The sequence below is a fragment of the Proteus sp. FZP2095 genome, assembly GCF_023701425.1.
GTDB classification, from domain to species: domain Bacteria; phylum Pseudomonadota; class Gammaproteobacteria; order Enterobacterales; family Enterobacteriaceae; genus Proteus; species Proteus cibarius.
In genome coordinates this window covers 48,624-65,737 of sequence record NZ_JAMQBJ010000001.1, presented here as the reverse complement: position 1 = coordinate 65,737, position 17,114 = coordinate 48,624, and the positions used below count along the sequence as shown (strand labels likewise).

Genomic DNA, 17,114 nt, shown 5'->3' with positions numbered 1-17,114 from the left:
TCAGCCAGAATTTGCTGGCTGATATCGGCTTTTTAGAATGACTTCCCTTATCAGGAGACAAAGGTATGTTTGCCTTAACAAATGCTGTTATTTATACAGGTTACGACCGTTTAGAAAACCACGCCATTATTATTAACGGCTCCCGTATTGAGCAGGTTTGCCCACAGGATCAACTGCCAAAAGATATCGCTGTTCGTGATATGAAAGGTGCAATTGTCTCTCCTGGTTTTATTGATTTACAGGTAAATGGTTGTGGTGGTGTGCAATTTAATGACACGCCTGAAAATGTCACCGTTGAAACATTAGAAATTATGCAAAAAGCGAATGAACGCTTAGGTTGCACTAGCTATTTACCAACGTTAATTACCTGTTCTGATGAATTGATGAAAATAGGCATTGAAGCAACGCGTGCTTATATGAAGAAACATGAAAATAAAGTGTTGGGATTACATTTAGAAGGCCCATATATCAATGTGATTAAAAAAGGGACTCATGATCCACAATTTATTCGTCAACCGAGTGCTCAGATGATTAGCTATTTGTGCGATAACGCTGATGTCATCGCCAAAATCACCCTTGCACCAGAAATGGTTGATGAAAAGTATGTTCGTCAATTAATCAAAGCAGGTATCATTGTTTCTGCCGGTCACTCTAATTCAACTTATGAAGAAGCACGTAAAGGATTTCGTAATGGTATCTCATTATCGACTCACCTTTACAACGCAATGCCTTATATTACAGGCAGAGGCCCAGGACTTGTAGGTGCCATTTATGATACACCTGAAGTTTATGCTGGTATCATTGCTGATGGTTTACATGTTTCATGGGCAAATATTCGTAACAGTAAGCGTTTGAAAGGCGAAAAACTACTTTTAGTCACAGACGCAACTGCGCCTGCAGGGCTTGATCCTAGCAAAAATGAGATGGATAGCTTCGTTTTTGCTGGTAAAACCATATATTATCGTAATGGCCTTTGTGTCGATGCAGATGGCACATTAAGCGGATCATCACTAACCATGATTGGTGCAATTAAAAATAGCGTGATCCATGTAGGCATTCCATTAGATGAAACATTGCGGATGGCAACACTGTATCCTGCTCGTGCAATTGGAATGGAAAAAGAATTGGGAACAATTGAAGCTGGAAAAATTGCTAACCTTGCTTCTTTTGATAAGGACTTCAACCTTTGTACAACGTTTGTCAATGGTATCGAAATAACTGAATAACTAATGGATGTATATGCTGATGAGTCATAACAACACTGAAACGCAAATTGGCAATATCGATCTTGTTAAACAACTTAACAGTGCGATTGTGTATCGACTGATTGATCAACACGGGCCAATTTCCCGTATCCAAATAGCCGAACAAAGCCAACTAGCGCCAGCCAGTGTGACTAAAATTACTCGTCAGTTGCTTGAACGAGGCTTAATTAAAGAAGTTGATCAACAAGCATCAACTGGTGGACGTCGCGCAATTTCTATTATTGTTGAACACCGTAATTTTAATACCGTCAGTGTGCGATTAGGGCGTAATGATGCCACTGTTGCTCTTTATGATTTAAGTGGAAAAGTCATCATTGAGCAACACTACCCTTTAGAGCAAAGTACTCAAAATGAAGTTGAGGCTCTGCTTATCAATGCAATTGATGATTTTATTAAACAAAATCAGCGTCGTATTCGTGAGCTTATTTCAATTTCTGTGATCTTACCCGGTCTTGTTGATCCAAATAAAGGCATTGTTCGTTATATGCCTCATATGAAAGTGGATAATTGGGCTCTTGTAAATAGCTTAGAAAAACGTTTTAGCCTGCCTTGCTATGCTGGGCATGATATTCGCAGTCTTGCACTAGCTGAAAACTATTTTGGTGCTACAAGAGATTGTGAAGACTCATTACTAGTCCGGATCCATCGTGGTGCAGGTGCTGGTGTTATTATTAATAATAAAATTCTGCTCAATCAACGTGGTAACTTAGGCGAGATTGGTCATATTCAAATCGATCCTCTAGGTGAGCGTTGCCATTGTGGTAACTTTGGTTGTTTAGAAACGATCGCATCCAATACAGCTATCGAAGCCAAAGTGCGCTATCAATTAGAGCAAGGCTATCCAAGCCAGTATTTATCGCCAACACAGTGCCAAATCCAAGATATTTGTCGAGCCGCGGTTAAAAATGACCCACTAGCAGTCGAAACCATCAAACAAGTGGGTTTACACTTAGGTAAAGCTATTGCAATTGCCATTAACCTATTTAACCCACAAAAAGTAGTTTTAGCGGGTGAATTGACTGAAGCAGCTGAAGTTTTACTTCCCTCAATTCAAAGTTGCATTAATACACAAGTATTAAAAGAATTCAGAGAAGAGCTTCCTGTCGTCACATCAGAGCTTGATCATCGTTCTGCCATAGGGGCTTTTGCCTTGACTAAACGCGCGATGCTTAACGGAGAATTACTTCAACAGCTGTTAGAAAAGTAATTTATCGTTGATAAATTATACTTTTTGCGTTGAATCTGTACTTTTCTGATTTTTATTGTGAAATAAGTCTAAAATTCAATCAGTAATATTCAAAGAAAAAGAAATGTAGCGTGAGTTTTTCACCTCATTTCTTTTTTTATACCCATTGTTCTCCATCTTTCCCCTCTTTGACTTAATATCATTTCTCTTACTGCTTTGTTTTTTCTTTTTATTCACACACTATTGCGCCTTATTCTTTGAGATATTTTTCATCAACAAGGTTGTTTTTTGGATCTTTTTTCGACAAAATGATTAACCATCGAGCAAACGGACACGTTTCTCGAAAATTAATGCAAAAAGCAGTTGACGGATTTGTCTGTAATACGCATAATGCGCCCCGCAACGCCGACGAAGGTTATGCAAAAAAAAGATGGCTATGTAGCTCAGCTGGTTAGAGCACAACACTCATAATGTTGGGGTCACAGGTTCGAATCCCGTCATAGCCACCATCTTTTTGCGGGAGTGGCGAAATTGGTAGACGCACCAGATTTAGGTTCTGGCGCCGCAAGGTGTGCGAGTTCAAGTCTCGCCTCCCGCACCATTTTAACCTCGTCAAGAATTTATCAGTTGGGATATCGCCAAGCGGTAAGGCACCAGGTTTTGATCCTGGCATTCCCAGGTTCGAATCCTGGTATCCCAGCCATATTTCTGATAAATAAGTGTGTTGACAATTGAATTAGCGGATGGGGTATCGCCAAGCGGTAAGGCACCAGGTTTTGATCCTGGCATTCCCAGGTTCGAATCCTGGTACCCCAGCCATCTTTCAACAGAAAGACAGCTAGATTCAATACGGCTATGTAGCTCAGCTGGTTAGAGCACAACACTCATAATGTTGGGGTCACAGGTTCGAATCCCGTCATAGCCACCATTTTTTGGGATATCGCCAAGCGGTAAGGCACCAGGTTTTGATCCTGGCATTCCCAGGTTCGAATCCTGGTATCCCAGCCATATTTTGAAAGAGAGACTCGCTGAGCGAGTCTTTTTTTCTCCAAGTTGTTGCGGGAGTGGCGAAATTGGTAGACGCACCAGATTTAGGTTCTGGCGCCGCAAGGTGTGCGAGTTCAAGTCTCGCCTCCCGCACCATTGATTACTAACGTGTTTATCACGAATCAACAGATAAGACTCGCATAGCGGGTCTTTTTTGTTTTTGTCTCTTACGTTTTTCCTATCCGTTATCTAAATATCATTTCTTCTCCATTTTTTTATTCCCCTTCTCTCAAAGAGCAATAAGCTCCACACCAGCATTTTTATTCTCATCATTCCACATATTATTGCTCTCTCTGTACATACCCCCCCTCTAAATACTATACTCCCCTATAGTATATTTAAGGATTATGTATGCCACACTCACCAGCAGAAAAAAAAGCCGCGTTAACTCGTGTAAGAAAAATTAAAGGGCAACTTCTTGCATTAGAAACTGCCCTTGAAAATGAAAACGAATGCGGTCAGGTATTACAACAAATTGCCGCCATCAGAGGTGCTATCAACGGCCTGATGGCCGGTGTGCTCGAAAGTCATTTACGTGAAGGTCTTATGGATGCCGTCGCTTCTCCTGAAGATCAAAAAAATTCCGTTGATGATGCTATTTCACTTATCCGCACTTACCTGCGTTAATAACAAAAAAGGATACACCATGAAATCTCGTGCTGCGGTCGCATTTGGACCAGGAGAACCTTTAAAAATCGTTGAAGTTGATGTGATGCCACCAAAAGCAGGTGAAGTACTCATAAAAATCAGCCACACGGGCGTTTGCCATACAGACGCTTTTACGCTTTCTGGTGATGATCCTGAAGGTGTATTCCCTGCTATTCTTGGTCATGAAGGCGCAGGTGTGGTTGTCGAAGTCGGTGAAGGTGTCACCAGTGTTAAACCGGGCGATCACGTTATTCCGCTGTACACCGCTGAATGTGGCGAATGCTTATTTTGTAAATCAGGAAAAACAAACTTATGTGTTGCAGTCAGAGCAACGCAAGGTAAAGGTTTAATGCCAGATGGGACAACACGTTTTTCTTACAACGGACAGCCTATTTATCACTATATGGGATGCTCTACTTTTAGCGAATACACTGTGGTGGCCGAAGTTTCTCTGGCAAAAATCAATCCAGAAGCCAATCACGAAGAAGTTTGCTTATTAGGTTGTGGCGTAACAACAGGTATTGGCGCGGTTCACAATACAGCAAAAGTGCAAGAAGGTGACTCTGTAGCTGTGTTTGGTTTAGGCGGTATTGGTCTTGCCGTTCTTCAAGGTGCAAGACAAGCCAAAGCTGGTCGTATTTTTGCTATCGATACAAATCCTGAAAAATTTGCATTAGCGCGCCAATTTGGTGCAACTGACTGCTTAAATCCTAACGACTACGACAAGCCTATTCAACAAGTACTCGTTGAAATGACACAATGGGGTGTTGACCATACTTTTGAATGTATTGGTAACGTTAATGTCATGAGAGCCGCGTTAGAAAGTGCACACCGCGGTTGGGGTCAATCCATTATTATTGGTGTAGCCGGTGCAGGACAAGAGATCTCAACCCGTCCATTCCAATTAGTTACAGGGCGCTCATGGAAAGGTACTGCTTTTGGCGGTGTTAAAGGACGTAGTCAATTACCCGGAATGGTTGAGGATGCAATGAAAGGTAATATCGAACTTAAACCTTTTGTTACTCATAAACTGTCATTAGAAAAAATTAATGAAGCTTTTGATTTAATGCACGAAGGTAAATCAATCCGAACTGTTATTCATTTCGATTAATCATTCTCAAACCTATGTCTCATAGGTTTGTCTTTGTTTTTAAAGGAGTCAAAATGGAAAGGATTGAACGTCACGCCTGTTTTGAGGGTTGGCAAGAAGTTTATCAACATACTTCAAAGACGTTAAATTGTGAGATGAAATTTGCCATCTATCTTCCTCCTATGGAAGAAGCGCAAAAATACCCTGTTTTATATTGGTTATCAGGCTTAACCTGCAACGAGCAAAATTTTATTACTAAATCAGGTGCTCAACAATTTGCGGCACAACACGGCATTGTTTTAGTGGTACCTGATACTAGCCCTCGCGGTGAAAATGTCGCTGATGATAGTGCTTATGATTTAGGACAAGGTGCTGGTTTTTACCTTAATGCGACACAATCGCCGTGGAATGCTCATTACAATATGTATAACTACATTGTTGATGAACTTCCTGCGCTAATAGAAACGCATTTTCCAGTGACTCATCAACGAGCTATTAGTGGACATTCAATGGGTGGACATGGTGCATTAACGATTGCATTGCGAAATTCGGCACGCTACAGCAGTGTGTCAGCGTTTTCTCCAATTGTGGCACCATCAGTTGTTCCTTGGGGTAAAAAAGCGTTTAGCGCTTATTTAGGCGATGATATGACACAGTGGCAACAATATGATGCGGTTGAATTAATTAACCAAGCAGAAAGTGTGTTACCTATGCGTGTTGATGTCGGACTTGATGATCCTTTCTATCAAGAGCAACTGAAGCCTGAATTATTTGCACAAGCTTGCGATACAAAACAGTTCCCTTATCAATTGAATTTACATCAAGGGTACGATCACAGTTACTATTTTGTGGCGAGTTTTATTGGCGAGCATATTGCTTTTCATGCCAAGCATTTAAAAGCGTAACAATTATGCGATGATCTTATTGTTGATATCCAACTCAGATCATCGCATTTCTAATTATTTAATACCTAACGCATAACGCAATGCCGCTTCTTTCGCTTTTCCTGCATGTTGAGCGGCTAAAAGGCCGATATTTCTAACGACTTTTAAACCCGGTAGTTGGTGACTAAAGGCGTGATAAAATACGTCCATACCCGCTTGCATAACTAAATTATCAGGCATACGACGACGCTGGTATTTTTTCAATAACGCCATTGAATCCCAAGGCTCAAAATGTTTTTTAGCCTCAGCCACTAAGTCCAAGAAACAGTCCACATCACGATAACCTAAGTTAACGCCCTGTCCTGCTAATGGATTAATGGTGTGAGCAGCATCTCCCAACAAAACAATTCCTTTATCAACATAACGACTTGCATGCTGACGTGTTAATGGGAATGAACCTGCCGCAATAGGTGTCGCTTTACCTAATCGCGCAGGGAAAGCGTGTTGAATTTCTTTTTCTAACTGCACCATCGACATGTTTTGCAGTTTTCTAATTCTGTCAGGCGAATCATACCAAACCAAACAAGCCCAATTATCAAAAAGCGGTAAATAAGCACGAGGTCCTGAAGGGTAAAAGCGTTGCCATGTGCCCTTTTCAGGGGGTAATTCTGTTTTCACCGTGATCAGCATACAAGATTGGCGATATTGCCAGCCATTGCTACCAATACCCGCAAATTGGCGCACTTGAGAATTTGCACCATCCGCACCTACCACTAAATTTGTAGTGACTTCACTGCCATCAGAAAGCGTCACTTTCCATTTATCATCTAAATAAGTCATTTTACTTAGACTATTTGGACATAATAAGGTGATATTGCTATAACGTTCAGCCTCTTGCCAAAGAGCTAATTGCAAAATTCGGTTTTCAACCATATATCCTAATTCAGGTAAACCTAAGCTTTTAGCATCAAAGATTACATGGGCATTTTCTTCTTCCCATGTTTCTAAGGTAAGATAAGGCGCAGAACGCATAGCTAAAACATGTTGCCATGCACCTAATTGTTTTAATAGACTAACGGACGCGCAACTAATCGCAGAAATACGGATATCAGGATGAGATGACGCATCAAAAGGTGCTGGAGACTGTCGTTCAATCATTGCAACACGCAATCCTTCTTGCGCCAGCCCAATTGCAACAGCAGCGCCAATCATCCCGCCACCAGCGATGATTGCATCAAAATCGTTTTTTACATTACTCATCATTGTTATGCCATAACTCATTACTTTAAATAATAGGTAAGCGCTGTTTCAGTTTATTTCTATTAAACTAAACGCCATAGAGAATTAGCGCCGACTTGCTCTAGTCACTGACCACACAAATGACTACAATAACCGCCTTATTGGCTTATTACACGCAACGTTTTCCAATGATTAGCTATTGTCTCACTGAAAATACCGGATTTACACAATGTCGACGATAAAAAAACTGTACATTAAAACTTGGGGCTGTCAGATGAATGAGTACGATTCATCCAAAATGGCAGACCTACTCGAAAGCACCCACGGTTATCAGTTAACCGATGTCGCCGAAGATGCGGACATTCTACTGCTAAATACCTGTTCTATCCGTGAGAAAGCACAAGAAAAAGTCTTTCATCAGTTAGGACGTTGGAAATATTTTAAAGATAATAAACCCGATATTATCATTGGCGTCGGCGGTTGTGTTGCTTCTCAAGAAGGTGAATACATCCGTCAACGTGCGCAGTGTGTCGATATTATCTTCGGACCACAGACTTTACACCGTTTGCCTGAAATGATTAATCAGGTTAAAGGGACTAAAAGCCCAGTTGTCGATATCAGCTTCCCTGAAATCGAAAAATTTGACCGTTTACCAGAACCTCGCGCTGAAGGCCCTTCTGCTTTCGTTTCCATTATGGAAGGCTGTAACAAATACTGCTCTTTCTGCGTAGTTCCTTACACTCGCGGTGAAGAAGTTAGCCGTCCTTGTGATGATGTGCTATTTGAAATTGCTCAATTAGCGGCACAAGGTGTGCGCGAAGTAAACTTGCTAGGTCAAAACGTTAACGCCTATCGTGGTGCAACTTTTGATGGTCAAATTTGTAGTTTTGCTGAATTAATACGCTTAGTCGCCGCAATTGACGGTATTGACCGCGTTCGCTTTACTACCAGCCACCCTATCGAATTTACTGACGATATTGTTGCCGTTTATGAAGATACACCAGAATTAGTCAGCTATTTACACTTACCAGTACAAAGTGGTTCTGACCGTATTCTAACATTAATGAAGCGTAACCATACTGCGCTTGAATATAAGAGCATCATTCGCAAACTACGCAAAGCACGTCCTGGTATTCTGATAAGTTCAGACTTTATCATTGGTTTCCCGGGTGAAACTCAAGACGACTTTGAAAAAACCATGCAATTAATTGCGGATGTTAATTTCGATATGAGCTTTAGTTTCATCTATTCAGCACGTCCAGGCACACCAGCTGCAGATTTACCTGATGATGTCAGTGAAGATGAGAAGAAACAGCGTTTATATCTGCTACAACAACGCATCAATCAGCAAGCGATGAACTTTAGCCGTGCAATGTTAAATACTGTACAGCGTATTCTGGTCGAAGGACCTTCACGTAAAAATGTGATGGAGCTTTCTGGTCGTACTGAGAATAACCGTGTGGTTAACTTTGAAGGTACACCGGATATGATTGGTAAATTCGTTGATGTTGAGATTGTTGACGTTTATGCCAACTCACTACGTGGTAAAGTCGTTAGAACGGAAGATCAAATGGATTTACGTATTCACGAATCTCCAGAATCCGTTATTGCACGTACACGTAAAGAAGATGAATTAGGGGTAGGTGTTTACCAACCTTAATTGATCAGATTTAACAAAAGGATAATCAGTGACAGTAATAGCACATGCACAGGTAGCGACCCAAGAAATCTTCTTAGAGCCAGCTGACAATGCCCGTTTAATGAGCCTATGTGGCCCATTTGACGATAATATTAAGCAACTTGAGCGCCGTTTAGGTATCGAGATTAATCATCGTGATAACCGTTTTAAACTCACGGGAAAATCATTGTGTGTCAATGCAGCCGCAGGTATTTTACGTCGCCTGTATGTGGAAACTTCGCCAATTAAAGGCGTGATCCCCGATATCGACCCTGAACAAATTCACCTAGCAATCAAAGAAAGCCGTGTGCTTGAGCAAAGTGATGAGCATGTTCCTGAATTTGGGAAGTCGACCAATATTCGAACTAAGCGAGGGGTGATAAAACCTCGCACACCAAATCAGGCACAATATATTGCCAACATCCAGACCCATGATATTACTTTTGGTATTGGGCCTGCGGGTACAGGGAAAACTTATCTGGCTGTTGCTGCTGCTGTTGATGCTCTAGAACGTCAAGAAGTGCGTCGTATTTTATTAACGCGTCCTGCGGTTGAGGCCGGGGAAAAACTGGGCTTTTTACCGGGCGATTTAAGTCAAAAAGTCGATCCCTATTTACGACCACTTTATGATGCGTTATTTGAGATGTTAGGTTTTGAAAAAGTTGAGAAACTAATAGAGCGTAATGTCATTGAAGTCGCGCCCCTCGCCTATATGCGTGGACGCACATTAAATGACGCCTTTATCATTCTTGATGAAAGCCAAAACACCACTATCGAACAGATGAAAATGTTCTTAACGCGTATTGGCTTTAACTCTAAAGCGGTTGTCACTGGGGATATTACCCAAATTGACCTGCCAAGAGGCAATAAATCAGGCTTACGTCATGCCATTGAAGTTTTATCTGATGTCAATGACTTAAGTTTTAACTTTTTCCACAGTGAAGACGTTGTTCGCCATCCTGTGGTTACCAAAATCGTTATCGCCTATGAAGCTTGGGAAACGGAAGATCAAAAACGTCGCCAAGCTATCAAAGCAGAAAAAGAGAAGCTTCAGAGAGAAAATCATGAGTGAAGTTATCCTTGATTTACAAGTAGCTAGTGAAAATACGCAAGGGCTTCCTACTGAAGCCCAATTTATGACATGGTTGGAAGCGGTGTTACCGCAATTTCAACCTGTAAGTGAAGTGACTATTCGCATTGTTGATGAAGCAGAAAGTCACGAACTGAACCTCACTTATCGCGGAAAAGACAGACCGACTAACGTACTTTCTTTTCCTTTTGAGGCTCCGCCTGAAATTGAATTGCCTCTATTAGGTGATTTGATTATTTGCCGTCAAGTAGTAGAAAAAGAGGCGGTTGAACAGAGTAAGACTGTTGAAGAACATTGGGCACACATGGTTATTCATGGATGTCTACATCTTTTGGGCTATGATCATATTGAAGATGATGAAGCCGAAGAAATGGAAGGTTTAGAGACAGAAATCTTACAAAATTTAGGTTATGCAGATCCCTATTTAATTGAAAAAGAGTAACAGTTCTCTTATTTTTATGATAAATACTATATCTAATTAACCATTCAATGAGGAAAAATAGTTAAAACGCCATGAGCGACGACCAATCTTCGAGTAACGATAACCCTGGTCCTAAGAAAGGGTTTCTCACACTGCTTAATCAGTGGTTCCACGGTGAACCTAAAAACCGTGATGATCTGATGGAGCTTATCCGCGATTCTGAACAGAAAGAATTAATTGATCCTGACACCCGCGACATGCTTGAAGGGGTAATGGATATTGCTGAACAACGCGTTCGGGACATAATGATCCCTCGCTCTCAAATCGTCACACTAAAACGCAATCAAACCCTTGATGAATGTTTAGATGTGATTATTGATTCAGCACATTCCCGTTTCCCTGTCATTAGCGAAGACAAAGATCATATTGAAGGCTTATTAATGGCAAAAGATTTATTGCCATTTATGCGTACTGACGCAGAGCCATTTAGTATGGATAAAGTCTTACGCTCTGCTGTTGTTGTGCCTGAAAGTAAACGGGTTGATCGCCTATTAAAAGAGTTCCGCTCCCAACGCTATCATATGGCGATTGTGATCGATGAATTCGGAGGCGTATCTGGGCTCGTCACAATTGAAGATATTCTTGAACTTATCGTAGGCGAAATTGAAGATGAGTATGATGATGAGGATGATATTGATATTCGTCCATTGAGTCGTCACGCTTACTCAGTTCGAGCTTTAACCCAGATAGAAGATTTCAATGAAGCGTTCGGTACACATTTCAGCGATGAAGAAGTTGATACAATTGGCGGTTTAGTTATGCAAGCCTTTGGTCACCTTCCTGCTCGTGGTGAAACTATTACCATTGATAATTACCAATTTAAAGTTGTTATGGCAGATAGCCGTAAGATCATTCAGGTTTATGTGCATATCCCCGATGATGCACCAATCCCTGAACTAGGTAATGATGCATAGGATATCAATGAATAAGATCTCTTTATTAAACCGCCAGTGGGTTCGCGCCCTTCTGGCGGTTTTTTTCGGTGCCATTGGCACATTAGCATTTTCGCCATTTGATTTTTGGCCTGCAGCGTTAATTTCACTACTTGGCTTATTACTGATAATCACTCACCGCACAGCTCGTCAAGGTGCATTCCTTGGTTTTGCTTGGGGATTTGGATTATTTGGTAGCGGTGTAAATTGGGTTTACGTCAGTATCGCTGATTTTGGTGGTATGCCGTTTGCAATAAATATCTTTTTAGTGATTTTATTAGCTCTCTATTTATCACTCTACACGCTATTATTTGCAGGAGCACTGAATAAGTTTTTCCCCAAACCAACACTCTGGCGGTTTGTATTTGCCGCTCCTGCGCTATGGCAAATCACAGAATTTTTAAGAGGTTGGGTATTATCAGGCTTTCCTTGGTTGCAGTTTGGTTATAGCCAGATTGATGGCCCCTTAAAAGGTATTGCACCTATTTTTGGTGTCACCATGATAACGCTACTTTTAACCGTTATTAGTGGATTAATTGCATTTACAATCTATCGTAAATCAATTTACGGCCTTGTGGTTGCACTGCTTTTATTAGTATTACCTATCAGCTTTAAATCCTATCAGTGGTATCAACCTTTGCCTGATGAAACACAAGAAATTGCATTAGTCCAAGGTAATATCGCACAATCTTTAAAATGGGAACCAGGTACATTAGAGAGCACATTAAAGACCTATCTCACCTTAAGCCACCCTTTTATTGGTAATGCAAATCTCATTATTTGGCCCGAATCTGCGATCCCTGATGTTGAAATTCAACAACAAAACTTTTTAGCAGAATTAGATAAGCAATTAAGAGAGCAAGATACCCATTTAATGACGGGAATTATTGATGCTCGGCCGACATTAGAAGGCTATCGTTTTTACAATAGTGTCATCACATTAGGTGAACACTATGCTTATCAATACCCGGCAACAGATCGCTATAACAAACATCACCTTGTTCCTTTTGGTGAATATGTACCATTAGAATCACTATTACGCCCACTTGCGCCTTTCTTTAATTTACCGATGTCATCATTAAGCCAAGGTGAATATGTACAACCTCAGCTTACTGTTAATGATGCTAAAATAACTGCAGCTATTTGCTACGAAATTATCTTAGGTGAGCAAGTTCGCGCTAATTTCAAACCTGATACACGGTTCTTATTAACGATTTCTAATGATGCATGGTTTGGTAATTCAATTGGTCCTTGGCAACATTTTCAAATGGCGAGAATGCGTTCTCTTGAGTTAGGAAGACCATTATTACGCTCGACAAATAACGGCATTACCGCCTTCATCGCTGCCAATGGTGATGTAATCTCTCAACTTCCTCAATTTGAAGAAGGAGCTTTAGCGGAAAAAGTCACACCAACAACAGGTTTAACCCCTTATTACAAATGGGGTAATACACCTTTGTGGATACTAGTTGGATTATTCTTTATCATCGCTTTTATTAAACGCCGTAATTAAGATGAATAAAGCTCAACTTAACTAGATTAATATTAGTTAAGTTGAGCTTCTTCTAATAAAGGGGCTTTATATGGGGCATTATCCTGAACATATTCTCGATATTATTTGGCAAAGAGCCAAAAAAATATCAACAGATAATGAAACAAAGGGCTTTCGTACGGATAAAGAAAATAAATGGCTCCAACGCCAGATGTTCAATCAACAAGAACATGAATTTGGCTGGGTATTATCAAAACAACCAGAGTCAATTAACCAACTTATTGAAGACAAAACCATTGTACCTGTACATTGGAAAACAGCGATTGCCGATCAACAAAAACAAGAAACTGAGTCTAAACGCGTTAATGTCACCTTACTTGAGCCACCAGCATTATCTCAATTAATTCATTCATCAGCAGATATTCAATCTTATTGGCAATATGCTCATAAGATTTCCAGCGATAACGAAGAAAAAGGTTTTCGTAAAGATTATTATGGTTATGTTATTCAGCAAAATGCGTTTGGAGATAAACAGCATCAATATGGTTGGACATTAGCTCAATTAACTCCTGCTAATAAAAATAATCAAACCGTTATTCCTATTAATATTGTGCCAATACATATTAATACAGCAAAATGCATTACCAATGAAAAAGCATTAATTGCCCAAAATACCGAAGATGCAAAAATTGAACGCAGACGTAAAAATATTATTTATGAAATAATCTATTTTATTGTCAGCTTACCCGGTACCATTTTTTCTTTACTAAAATTCTGATAACTGATTTAGATAGAAGCCCACCATAAACGTAGTTTTAATCCCCACGAAGATGACCAACCACTCGTAAAGCCTACCATTTCACCTTTATAAACAATAACAAATGAAGGTGTTGCACTAATTTCCCACTGTTGAGAAATATCCCCTCGACTATCATTTATTACAGGAAAAACTAGCCCTTTAGATTGAATACCACGCGCTAACTTTGCGTTATCACCAGAACGGATCGCAACAGATGTCACGTTATAACCATCTTGTGCTAACGAATTTACTGCAGGTGTTGTTAGTTTACAAACTCCACACCACGTTGCCCAAAAATAGATTAACAAGGGCTTTTCAGCACTCAATTCAGCCAACGAAACAACTTTATTATCAACAGTATAAAGTTCAGGTAAATTCGTTAAGGATGGTGGCGTCGGTTGTCGCCACCAATCCATTGCAAAAGAAGCTATAACGAAAATGACAACCAGAACAATCAGTTCTTTACTCCACTTTCGTAAACGACTACGCATTATTTTTTCACTTTAGCCAGTTGCTCTTTTACAATCACTTCTAGCTGAGCATAATCAACGGCACCTGGAATAACCATATCGCCAACGACAGTTGCAGGTGTACCTTGAATACCTAATTTACGAGAAAGATCCAAGTTGTTTTGTAACGCTTTTAAGCTTTCATCCGTCAATTTCACTTTGCTTGTATTGGTTGTTTTCATTGCATCATCAATACTTGCATTATCTAGCATTGTTTTCTTCTGCATTAAACGTTGGTGTAATGCTAAGAATGCTTTTGGATCTTCTTTCCAAACTGAAAGTACAGCTTGAGAAGCTTTTGCAGAACTTTCACCTTTAAACGGCAATGGCTTAATCACCACGGCAACTTCAGGATAATCTTTTGTGATTTGTTCTAATAATGGATCGAAGCGTTTGCAGTAAGGGCAGTTATAATCAGTAAAAGAAACCAACACTAACTTAGCGTCTTTTGCACCAATACGAGGACTTGCAGCATCATTATATAACGCGTCGTGCTCTGCCTTTAAAGCAGTACGGAACTGAGCTTGTTGCTCATCTGCTTTCTGTGCTTGTAATGCAGTGATAGCTTCTTCCAGAATTTCTGGGTTTTTGATCAACGTATCACGAACCAGCGCGCGAACTTCTTTTTCCTGATCAGCACTTAATGCCGCAGCTTGCACATTTGCACCAAAAAGTAACGAAGAGATAACCAGTGCAGAAAGTGTTTTTTTCATTATTGGGCTCCTTTAGCCTCTGAAAGAACTGTCAATGTTGAATCTTTATTTAAAATAGGAGGTAAAACCACGCCATCTTTATGGCAAGGTCCATAAACTTGGTTAAAGGGTACTGCAACTTGACCACGTTGTTTTAAAAACTGAGTAATTTTATCAGAGGGTTTAGTCCAATCCCCTCTTAATGCGACAACATCTGGCGCTGAAAGTGCGGCCTGAACCTCTTCTCGCAATAATACATTGTATTTATTGGCTTTGCAGGTTACACACCAATCTGCTGTTACATCAATAAACACTCGTTTATTATCAGCCAATGCTTGATGTATCGCTTCTTCAGATAAAGGTTGCCAATCTACCATATCTTTACCTGTCAGTGTCTGACTTTCAGGTTGAGCGACAAATAGATAAGTACTCCCACCTAAAAAAAGCGCAATAACGGTGGAAATAAGAACCACTTTTTTACCGTAGTGCCGTGCAATTGCGAGTAACAAAAACAAAGCAATTGCAATAAAAATCCCTACAACAATAGGCATACCAAAGTGAGGGATTAAGAGCGTAATTAACCAAATACTGGACAATAACATCATAAAGCCTAATACCATTCTTAGGCGATTCATCCATTTACCCGGTTTTGGTAGCGCTTTGGCGATAGATGGGAATATAGCCACTAAGATCCAAGGCAAACTCATTCCAATCCCTAGAGCGGTAAAAATAAGCCATAGTTCATTTAGAGGCGCAATAAGTGCATAAGCGACAGCGGTTCCTAAAAATGGTGCCGAACAAGGCGTTGCAAGTAAAGTTGCAAATGCACCTTCCCAAAAGTGTCGGCTATATCCTTGTCCACCAGCTGTTGCCATTTTAGTATTTATATTGCTACTTAAACGCAGTTCAAATAATCCAAATAGATTTGCAGTAAAAATAGCAGTAACTAATACCATAAAACCAATAAACCAAGGACTTTGGAATTGGATCCCCCAGCCTAAGGCTTCTTGGCTATAACGTAAACCTGTCATAAACAGAGCTAGCGCCCAAAATGATACTAAGATGCCTAGAACAGAAACAGAAAATTGCTTGCGAATAACCCCTTTATCACGATTTTCAAGATGCAGAATTGATCCCATTTTCATCGCAAGTACAGGTAATACACAAGGCATCAAATTCAAAATTAAGCCGCCCAATAGCGCAAAAGCAAGAATACTCCAAAACCCAACACCTGAATTGGCAACGGGAGCAATCTCCGACCCTCCATGTCCTATGGTGTCATTAACTTGGCGAGAAAAACCTTGGTCAGTAATAACAAAAGAAAGCGCCTTACCAGAAATATCACCGGCAGCATCGCCCCAATCATCAGTCACATCAACGGTGACTAATAGGTTTTTATCTTGATGATCTAATTTGGGAATGCCATAAAGCATACCTTCAGGGGGATCGAGATAAATATTAGGCTTAACCCAAGCACCTTGCTCTTTTTGTAAAGAGATAGTGAGTTGGCTATTGTTATAATCAGAAGAAACTGATGATACTAATCCTGTTCCAACAGGAATTTTTGCCATTGCCTGATTATATTGCCATTCAAAATCAGCTGGCACCGGTTCTGTAAAATCCAAGTCTAAAGTGTAATCAGTCAAAATACAGACATTACTGCATGTTGATAAAGTTAAAACTCCCATTAAACGATCAATCTGAACAGAGGATAGCTCAATAGGAAAAACGACTTGTTTGTCATAGCCTTGAGTATAAATACCCGCCACATCAAAAGCTGAAGGTGATGGCCAATGCCAAGTTATTGCGCTTACATCTTGCGACCAATTAATTTCAGGGGCAACGCCACCTTCTCCTGGAGAACGCCAATACGTTTTCCATCCAGACTCAAGCTGTACCTCAAGTAAAAGTTTCACGTCACCTGCTGGGGACTTTTGTGCTGTCGCCCTAACTTGTGCATGAGAATTATCAGGCATGGTTAGCCAGCCTGTATTTGCTGCTTGAGAGGTAGATAAAGTAAATAGCGTTAGTATCAACGCCATAACAAAAGAACGAAACATAACAACTCCCTAAAAATTCCTA

The 17,114-nt window shown here is 40.4% G+C and carries 15 protein-coding genes and 7 tRNA genes; 18 read left to right on the top strand and 4 right to left on the bottom strand.

What is annotated here, in order from left to right; all coding sequences use genetic code 11:
* Positions 1–65 precede the first annotated feature (65 nt).
* From nagA to fghA, 12 genes are all read left to right on the top strand, one after another.
* The gene (gene nagA / locus NBG71_RS00335; protein ID WP_075671605.1) at positions 66–1,226 is read left to right on the top strand and encodes an N-acetylglucosamine-6-phosphate deacetylase; all 1,161 of its coding nucleotides are present in this window, start codon (positions 66–68) and stop codon (positions 1,224–1,226) included.
* 13 nt (positions 1,227–1,239) lie between these two features.
* Positions 1,240–2,472, top strand: coding sequence for a DNA-binding transcriptional regulator NagC (gene nagC / locus NBG71_RS00330; RefSeq protein WP_088493435.1), 1,233 nt, complete (start codon positions 1,240–1,242; stop codon positions 2,470–2,472).
* Between the two features lie 411 nt (positions 2,473–2,883).
* Positions 2,884–2,960: transfer RNA gene (locus NBG71_RS00325), tRNA-Met, on the top strand.
* Positions 2,961–2,967: 7 nt separating this feature from the next.
* Positions 2,968–3,052, top strand: a tRNA-Leu gene (locus NBG71_RS00320).
* A gap of 27 nt (positions 3,053–3,079) precedes the next feature.
* Positions 3,080–3,154, top strand: a tRNA-Gln gene (locus tag NBG71_RS00315).
* A 41-nt stretch (positions 3,155–3,195) separates the two neighbouring features.
* Positions 3,196–3,270: transfer RNA gene (locus tag NBG71_RS00310), tRNA-Gln, on the top strand.
* Between the two features lie 32 nt (positions 3,271–3,302).
* Positions 3,303–3,379 (top strand) — tRNA-Met (locus NBG71_RS00305).
* Positions 3,380–3,384: 5 nt separating this feature from the next.
* Positions 3,385–3,459: transfer RNA gene (locus NBG71_RS00300), tRNA-Gln, on the top strand.
* A 50-nt stretch (positions 3,460–3,509) separates the two neighbouring features.
* Positions 3,510–3,594 (top strand) — tRNA-Leu (locus tag NBG71_RS00295).
* Positions 3,595–3,849: 255 nt separating this feature from the next.
* Positions 3,850–4,125: a metal-sensing transcriptional repressor gene (locus NBG71_RS00290; protein ID WP_036938507.1), complete on the top strand. Its 276-nt coding sequence runs from the start codon at positions 3,850–3,852 to the stop codon at positions 4,123–4,125.
* A 19-nt stretch (positions 4,126–4,144) separates the two neighbouring features.
* On the top strand, positions 4,145–5,257 hold the full coding sequence (locus NBG71_RS00285; RefSeq protein WP_075671603.1) for an S-(hydroxymethyl)glutathione dehydrogenase/class III alcohol dehydrogenase: 1,113 nt from the start codon (positions 4,145–4,147) through the stop codon (positions 5,255–5,257).
* 53 nt (positions 5,258–5,310) lie between these two features.
* Positions 5,311–6,141 (top strand): S-formylglutathione hydrolase, encoded by an 831-nt coding sequence (gene fghA, locus NBG71_RS00280; RefSeq protein WP_075671601.1) that lies wholly within the window; start codon positions 5,311–5,313, stop codon positions 6,139–6,141.
* Between the two features lie 54 nt (positions 6,142–6,195).
* Here fghA and ubiF read toward each other — a convergent pair whose 3' ends face one another.
* Positions 6,196–7,383, bottom strand: a complete 1,188-nt coding sequence (ubiF, locus tag NBG71_RS00275; RefSeq protein WP_202983525.1) for a 3-demethoxyubiquinol 3-hydroxylase — start codon at positions 7,381–7,383, stop codon at positions 6,196–6,198.
* A 205-nt stretch (positions 7,384–7,588) separates the two neighbouring features.
* Between ubiF and miaB the strand changes: the two genes are divergently transcribed.
* From miaB to NBG71_RS00245, 6 genes are all read left to right on the top strand, one after another.
* On the top strand, positions 7,589–9,019 hold the full coding sequence (gene miaB / locus NBG71_RS00270) for a tRNA (N6-isopentenyl adenosine(37)-C2)-methylthiotransferase MiaB (protein WP_075671599.1): 1,431 nt from the start codon (positions 7,589–7,591) through the stop codon (positions 9,017–9,019).
* Positions 9,020–9,047: 28 nt separating this feature from the next.
* Positions 9,048–10,109 carry a PhoH family protein gene (locus tag NBG71_RS00265; RefSeq protein WP_250916443.1) on the top strand — a complete coding sequence of 354 codons (1,062 nt, stop codon included), beginning with the start codon at positions 9,048–9,050 and terminating at the stop codon, positions 10,107–10,109.
* A complete protein-coding gene (gene ybeY / locus NBG71_RS00260; protein WP_075671597.1) occupies positions 10,102–10,569 on the top strand; it encodes an rRNA maturation RNase YbeY in 468 nt (155 codons plus the stop codon). Before NBG71_RS00265 ends, ybeY begins: the two co-directional genes overlap by 8 nt.
* Positions 10,570–10,640: 71 nt before the next feature.
* Positions 10,641–11,522 (top strand): CNNM family magnesium/cobalt transport protein CorC, encoded by an 882-nt coding sequence (gene corC / locus NBG71_RS00255; protein ID WP_023581153.1) that lies wholly within the window; start codon positions 10,641–10,643, stop codon positions 11,520–11,522.
* Positions 11,523–11,529: 7 nt separating this feature from the next.
* Entirely contained in the window at positions 11,530–13,053 is a 1,524-nt protein-coding gene (lnt, locus tag NBG71_RS00250; protein WP_156733099.1) for an apolipoprotein N-acyltransferase, read from the top strand.
* A 70-nt stretch (positions 13,054–13,123) separates the two neighbouring features.
* A complete protein-coding gene (locus NBG71_RS00245) occupies positions 13,124–13,810 on the top strand; it encodes a hypothetical protein (RefSeq protein WP_075671593.1) in 687 nt (228 codons plus the stop codon).
* 8 nt (positions 13,811–13,818) lie between these two features.
* On the opposite strand, the gene NBG71_RS00240 is transcribed toward NBG71_RS00245, so the two are convergent.
* From NBG71_RS00240 to NBG71_RS00230, 3 genes are read right to left on the bottom strand one after another with little or no spacing between them, the layout of a single operon-like run.
* Complete coding sequence (locus NBG71_RS00240; RefSeq protein WP_075671591.1) at positions 13,819–14,322, bottom strand: protein disulfide oxidoreductase; 504 nt, start codon at positions 14,320–14,322, stop codon at positions 13,819–13,821.
* Positions 14,322–15,053 (bottom strand): DsbA family protein, encoded by a 732-nt coding sequence (locus tag NBG71_RS00235; RefSeq protein ID WP_075671589.1) that lies wholly within the window; start codon positions 15,051–15,053, stop codon positions 14,322–14,324. The genes NBG71_RS00240 and NBG71_RS00235 overlap by 1 nt, the downstream gene beginning before the upstream one ends.
* Positions 15,053–17,092, bottom strand: coding sequence for a protein-disulfide reductase DsbD family protein (locus NBG71_RS00230; protein ID WP_075671587.1), 2,040 nt, complete (start codon positions 17,090–17,092; stop codon positions 15,053–15,055). Before NBG71_RS00230 ends, NBG71_RS00235 begins: the two co-directional genes overlap by 1 nt.
* Between the last annotated feature and the right edge of the window lie 22 nt (positions 17,093–17,114).

Excerpts from the sequence above, each read along its gene's own strand:
- nagA (WP_075671605.1), top strand. The coding sequence starts at position 66 with ATGTTTGCCTTAACAAATGCTGTTATTTATACAGGTTACGACCGTTTA.
- nagC (WP_088493435.1), top strand. The coding sequence starts at position 1,240 with ATGCTGATGAGTCATAACAACACTGAAACGCAAATTGGCAATATCGAT.
- NBG71_RS00290 (WP_036938507.1), top strand. The coding sequence starts at position 3,850 with ATGCCACACTCACCAGCAGAAAAAAAAGCCGCGTTAACTCGTGTAAGA.
- NBG71_RS00285 (WP_075671603.1), top strand. The coding sequence starts at position 4,145 with ATGAAATCTCGTGCTGCGGTCGCATTTGGACCAGGAGAACCTTTAAAA.
- fghA (WP_075671601.1), top strand. The coding sequence starts at position 5,311 with ATGGAAAGGATTGAACGTCACGCCTGTTTTGAGGGTTGGCAAGAAGTT.
- ubiF (WP_202983525.1), bottom strand. The coding sequence starts at position 7,383 with ATGATGAGTAATGTAAAAAACGATTTTGATGCAATCATCGCTGGTGGC.
- miaB (WP_075671599.1), top strand. The coding sequence starts at position 7,589 with ATGTCGACGATAAAAAAACTGTACATTAAAACTTGGGGCTGTCAGATG.
- ybeY (WP_075671597.1), top strand. The coding sequence starts at position 10,102 with ATGAGTGAAGTTATCCTTGATTTACAAGTAGCTAGTGAAAATACGCAA.
- corC (WP_023581153.1), top strand. The coding sequence starts at position 10,641 with ATGAGCGACGACCAATCTTCGAGTAACGATAACCCTGGTCCTAAGAAA.
- lnt (WP_156733099.1), top strand. The coding sequence starts at position 11,530 with ATGAATAAGATCTCTTTATTAAACCGCCAGTGGGTTCGCGCCCTTCTG.
- NBG71_RS00245 (WP_075671593.1), top strand. The coding sequence starts at position 13,124 with ATGGGGCATTATCCTGAACATATTCTCGATATTATTTGGCAAAGAGCC.
- NBG71_RS00240 (WP_075671591.1), bottom strand. The coding sequence starts at position 14,322 with ATGCGTAGTCGTTTACGAAAGTGGAGTAAAGAACTGATTGTTCTGGTT.
- NBG71_RS00235 (WP_075671589.1), bottom strand. The coding sequence starts at position 15,053 with ATGAAAAAAACACTTTCTGCACTGGTTATCTCTTCGTTACTTTTTGGT.
- NBG71_RS00230 (WP_075671587.1), bottom strand. The coding sequence starts at position 17,092 with ATGTTTCGTTCTTTTGTTATGGCGTTGATACTAACGCTATTTACTTTA.